A 4,942-nucleotide genomic window follows, 5' to 3' on the forward strand; every position below is an offset into this window, starting at 1 on the left:
GTGGGCGACCGTGTTCGGGGACGCAAAGATGACGACGGCGCTGCTGGACCGCGTCACCCATCACTGCCACATCGTCGAAACGGGCAATGAATCCTGGCGCTTCAAGTCCAGTTCTGCCAAGGCGAAGACAACCAGAAAGAGAGCAGCAAAAGCAGCAGGCAGTGAGGAGTTATCCACACCGGAATAGATGTACTACGCTGTCTCGGGGTGGGTCAGATTTAGATGAAAACGGTGGGTCAAGATTCGGTGAAAATCAACAGGCTTTGCCTTCAAAGCTCATGCGTTCGCGCTGTTGTTCAAGGTTATCGCGAGCAAGGGGTATGAGGACATCAAGGCGACTGGCGAATTGATCGCCAATTCGGACCTGGACTGGACACTGGTACGCATTCCGAACCTAAAGGATGGTCCCGCCGATGGCCGCGTGGATGTGGGTTGGTATGGAAAAACCAGACTCGGCACGAAGCTCTCCAGAGGCAACGTTGCGAAGTTCCTGGTCGACCAGGTGACCGACAGGAAGTTCGTGCGTGCCGCGCCAGGCATCGCTAACCATTGACGCAATAACGTTTCGACACGGTTCACGCCATGAGCGGATTCACCAATGCTGATGTACCCGATCAATCGGGCAAGACCTTTATCGTCACCGGCGCCAACACCGGCATAGGCCTTGAAATAGCGAGTACGTTGGCGGCACGGCGAGCCAGGGTGCTTCTCGCGCGCCGCGACGAGGCAAAGGCGGAAGCTGCTATTAGCCGGATTCGTCTGAAGACTCCTGAAGCGAATCTCGCATTCCTGCCGCTTGACCTCGCAGACCTGACGAGCGTGCGGAACGCAGCAAAACTGGTCGAAAAGGAACCGCGCGTCGACGTGCTCATCAATAATGCGGGCGTGCAAGGGCCGAAGCTGAAGCGCACGGTGCAAGGCTTCGAGCTGACATTCGGCGTCAATCATCTTGGTTGCTTTGCGTTCACCGTGCTCATGTTGCCCAGGCTCACGGAAACATCTGGGTCGCGCATCGTTGTCACGAGCAGTGGTCTGCACAAGAGCGCGAAGATCGAATGGGACGATCTTAATGCGGAGAAGAGTTACAAGTGGATGCCTCGCTATGCAGCCAGCAAGCTTGCGAATCTGCTTTTTGTCTTTGAGCTGGATCGGCGACTGCGGGCGGCGGGGATAGCGGTTACGGCTTTGGCCTGCCACCCGGGTCTTGCTGGAACCAACCTTGCGCGCGATAGCTGGTGGGGCAACATCGCAATGTCATTGATCGGCCTGTTTTTCAACACGCCGGCTCAGGGCGCGTGGGGCGCATTGCAAGCGGCGACCGGACAAATAAAGTCCGGCGGCTATTACGGGCCGACGAAAACTTCCGAATTGCGAGGTCCCTCTGGTGAATGCACTCCGTCTCAGGACGCGCGGAATCCAGAACTCGCAAAACGACTGTGGGACGTATCGGTTCAACTGACCAGAATCGATGTCGAGCTACCTTCAAATGCATAGCGTGCAGATCAGACCGCCAGAACATGGTTATGCAAATAGCCCTCTATACTGAAATCACATGCGCGTGGTGCATCGTCGGGCATCATTGTCTCGACAAAGTGCTGGCGGAGCGTTTTCCCGACCTGGTCGTTGATATCCGGCAGCATCCCGTTCTGCTGCTGCCCGATGCGTCGGCAGGTGGCCTCTATATTCCCGACTTGCTGCGTTCGCGCTACGGCATAACCGATCCGAAGGTGGCCTTTGCTCGCCCCGAGGGAGAAGCTCGCGCTTCGGACTTCTCCCTGGATTTTGGCCGCCAGCTCTGGGCCTATCCGACTCAAGCTGCTCATGCCGTGATTCTGGCAGCCGCTGGTCGTGACACGCAGCACAGGCTCGCCGTTGTAATCACTGACGCTTACTTCATCGAAGCGAAGAATATTTCCGACGCGGATGTATTGGCCGACATCGCAGCCGACTACGGTTTCGACCGCGACCAGGCGCGTGCCATCGCACTTGATCCTGAACAGCACCGCCGCGTCGAGCAGGAAGCGGCCAGGTCGGCCGGTGCCCGTGTCCGTTCGGTTCCTCACTTTGTCTTTGGGGAAAGCATTGCCATCAATGGGGGACGCGGCGAAGACGAGATTGCTGCGGCAATACGAGCGGCTTCCGGTGCAAACTCATCTCTGATGCGGCTTCCTCGCATCCAATGACTCGGAGCTCGGTGTACGTCAAGTCGATAAGGTTCTGCGGCGCTGTTGACAGTGTTGGCCGATGCCCGACCAAAAAGACCGGTGGTCGGATGCCTGCAGTACCTCAAGAAGCGACAAAGGGAGCGCGATCTTACGACCGACCGTTCCGGGTCGACCTGCGCTGGTCGCACTTTGTAGGGTGGTGGCCGGCCGCGTTCGGCCAAGGCTGTGTGAAAACGCATGCTGAACATGGTTTCCTCACAGATCGACCCTTCAGATCGCGCTGTATTGGCTTGGCAGCAACTCGGGAAGGGTAAAGCGACACTCAAAAACCGGGTCCTTTCGCGTTTTAACACAGCCTCGGCCATGACGCGCCATTTGCTATCGGTGTGACGTGGTCGTTAGAGCGATCACTCTGCCCCTGAAAGCAGACCTCCCGCTTGGACGCGATGTTCGCATCCGTCGTAGTTGCGAGTGTAACGTCAGACACTATCTCGTCTGTGGTAAAACCCAAGGGGAAAGTTTATAAATGAGAATCGGTTTCTTTCTTATTCTGATGTTACCGATTGAATGTTGAACTCGGTTGGCTTGGCCAGACTTGTTGGCATCACAGGGGGCATCTTGCTCCAAGGACGGAGCGATCTCCATCCTGCGACAAACTTTCGACATTCAATACGCGACGCGATCATTCACCATTGCGGAGCGCTAAACTTCGCGCTTACTAAGCCGTTATAGATCCTGCTGACTTCGCTGTTTTCGATCTCATAGAATAACGGTTTTGTATGCTCACAACCGATTCCGACGATGATGCGGTTGCGTCCGCCGGCTCTGCCGCTGGCGAAGTTTCACCTCTGCTGGCGAGTCCCGAATGCGAGGCAGTGACCCGTCTGGCGCGGGCGCACTTCGGCGTCGTCACTGCGCTGGTCACGTTGTCCGCCCCGGAAGGGCAGCGGTTGCAAGCCGTCGATGGCGTATTTCCCCATGCGATTCCGCCTGACCTGTTCGCTAAACGTATCAACGTTGAGAAGGAATCCGAGAAGGTAGTCGTCGTCCCCGATACGCACGACGACTCGCGCTTTTTTTTCGAAGATCGCGGCGTTACTGCAAAATTGCCGCGCTTCTTTGCCGCGTGCGCACTTACTGCCAGCGACGGCCGCCATCTCGGCGCCCTGTGCCTGCTGGATGACGCGTTTCGCACGCTCGACGAAGGGCAACGTGCCTTTCTGCACGAACTGGCGACGATAGCCGCGCAATCGGTTGCCCGAGGTCAAGTGGAAGCTGAACTGCGCGGCCGTGCGGCTGAACTGCAGGCCGAAAAGGATCTGATTACGCTTGCACTTATCGGAAGTGGGACCGGTGTTTGGGACCGCGATGTCACCACGGGTGAAATTCGCTATTCGCCGGAATGGAAGGCGATACTCGGCTATGAGTCGCATGAAATCAGCAACCGGATTGAAGACGCCTACCTCCGTTTGCATCCCGACGAGCGGGAGTATGTCAAGGAGACGATGCAGGCTCATTTCGAAAACAGGACGGACCGCTATGAAATCGAGCACCGCATCCGTTGCAAGGATGGCACCTACAAGTGGATCTGCAGCCGCGGTAAGGTAGTCAGCCGCAATGGCGACGGCCGTGCGCTGCGTATGGTCGGCACGACCACAGACATTACCGGTTTGCGCGATATGGCCACGCAGTTGCAGGAGACCATTAGCCTGATCACCAACCTGACGAACGAAGTGCCGGGCCTCGTCTTTCAATACCGGCAAACGGCTGATGGGCGTGGTGTCTTCGCATACGCGAGTGATGGCGTAAGACAGATATACGAAGTGACGCCTGAACAGGTCGTTCGCAGTGCGGACGTAGTCGAAGCGCGAATTGATCCACGCGACGTCGCCGGATATCGGCAGTCGCTGCTCGAATCGGCGGCGAACCTGACGCCGTGGCGCTTCGAATACAGGGTAAGATTGCCGCAGCAGGGCATTCGCTGGCGGCAGAGCGACGCTCGGCCACAACGTATGGCTGATGGCAGCACGTTATGGCACGGATTTGTTACGGATACAACCGAGCGCAAGCGTATTGAGGCAGAACTGCATGAACTGGCAACGGTCGACCACCTGACTCAGTTGGCCAATCGGCGCCACTTCATGACACAAGGCGAAGCGGAACTTGTCCGGATCCGGCGCGCCGAGAGTCGCATTGCTGCGGTGCTTATGCTTGACCTCGATAATTTCAAGGCGCTCAACGATCGCTGGGGACACGCGCTCGGCGACCGCGCACTTAGACACTTCGCCGGGCTGCTGCGATCAGAGGCGCGCGCAGGCGACATCGTAGGGAGGATTGGCGGCGAAGAATTCGCGGCCGTTCTGCCGGACAGCGGCACCGAGGAAGCGATCGCATTCGGGCTGCGCGTGCAGCGTCGTGCCGCTGAAACACCTCTGGTTCTGGGCGAACAGCACGTCGCACTGACCGTCAGCATCGGCGTCGACAGGATGTATGCGACGGATGTCGGCGTCGATCAGGCACTCACTCGATGTGACAAGGCGCTATATCTCGCGAAGGAGCGCGGCCGCAACAGGGTCGAGCTCTATCGCGAATGACTGCGCAGCTTCGCGTTCGCGGCCATTGCGCTCTCTGACGTAAAGGCATTCCAAGGTGAACCGCACCGGGAATCGTGGAGGCCGGTTGGTTTAAGTTAATGCAGGCACTTCAGCAGCATTTCTGAGTTGCCTGTAGTAGTTTGCCTCAGCCTCGGCGGGCGGGATATAGCCGAGCGGTTCCAT

The 4,942-nt window shown here is 57.8% G+C and carries 5 protein-coding genes; all 5 read left to right on the forward strand.

What is annotated here, in order from left to right:
* A partial coding sequence (locus C3Y15_RS31015) for an ATP-binding protein (RefSeq protein WP_166677074.1) occupies positions 1–187 on the forward strand: 187 nt, incomplete at its 5' end.
* 105 nt (positions 188–292) lie between these two features.
* Complete coding sequence (locus C3Y15_RS31020; RefSeq protein ID WP_243860299.1) at positions 293–553, forward strand: NAD(P)H-binding protein; 261 nt, start codon at positions 293–295, stop codon at positions 551–553.
* A gap of 29 nt (positions 554–582) precedes the next feature.
* The gene (locus C3Y15_RS31025; RefSeq protein WP_011879999.1) at positions 583–1,494 is read left to right on the forward strand and encodes an oxidoreductase; all 912 of its coding nucleotides are present in this window, start codon (positions 583–585) and stop codon (positions 1,492–1,494) included.
* A gap of 29 nt (positions 1,495–1,523) precedes the next feature.
* The gene (locus tag C3Y15_RS31030; RefSeq protein WP_227893117.1) at positions 1,524–2,183 is read left to right on the forward strand and encodes a DsbA family protein; all 660 of its coding nucleotides are present in this window, start codon (positions 1,524–1,526) and stop codon (positions 2,181–2,183) included.
* Positions 2,184–2,944: 761 nt separating this feature from the next.
* Positions 2,945–4,759 (forward strand): diguanylate cyclase, encoded by a 1,815-nt coding sequence (locus C3Y15_RS31035; RefSeq protein ID WP_011880000.1) that lies wholly within the window; start codon positions 2,945–2,947, stop codon positions 4,757–4,759.
* Positions 4,760–4,942 lie beyond the last annotated feature (183 nt).

The organism is Burkholderia sp. B10 (genome assembly GCF_004368385.1).
GTDB lineage: Bacteria > Pseudomonadota > Gammaproteobacteria > Burkholderiales > Burkholderiaceae > Burkholderia > Burkholderia vietnamiensis.

What these genes read in the sequence shown, in the direction of transcription:
- C3Y15_RS31030 (WP_227893117.1), top strand. Translation starts at nt 1,524, where the DNA reads ATGCAAATAGCCCTCTATACTGAAATCACATGCGCGTGGTGCATCGTC.
- C3Y15_RS31025 (WP_011879999.1), top strand. Translation starts at nt 583, where the DNA reads ATGAGCGGATTCACCAATGCTGATGTACCCGATCAATCGGGCAAGACC.
- C3Y15_RS31035 (WP_011880000.1), top strand. Translation starts at nt 2,945, where the DNA reads ATGCTCACAACCGATTCCGACGATGATGCGGTTGCGTCCGCCGGCTCT.